We start from the raw sequence: 248 nt of genomic DNA, 5'->3' as shown, positions 1-248 counted from the left end.
ACCAAAACAAAAAGTAATATTTTAAAGGGCAGAGAAATCATAACTGGAGGCAGCATCATCATTCCCATTGACATCAAGACGCTCGCCACTACCATATCTATAATTAAAAAAGGGATAAAAATCATAAAACCTATTTGAAATGCTGTTTTAAGCTCCGATATGGCAAAAGCCGGAACCATTGTTGTTAACGGAATATCCTTTAATGATTCAGGTTTATCCATTTTCGCGTAATTCATAAACAGCGCCAG

At 35.9% G+C, this 248-nt stretch carries 1 pseudogene; it reads right to left on the bottom strand.

Features of this window, described 5'->3' with window-relative positions:
* Positions 1 to 248, bottom strand: a pseudogene (locus SB660_RS22695) (flagellar type III secretion system pore protein FliP); the annotation flags it as partial.

This window comes from Bacillus sp. SIMBA_005, from assembly GCF_046535585.1.
Classification (GTDB): Bacteria; Bacillota; Bacilli; order Bacillales; family Bacillaceae; genus Bacillus; species Bacillus pumilus.
This window is presented reverse-complemented; position numbering and strand designations above follow the sequence as displayed.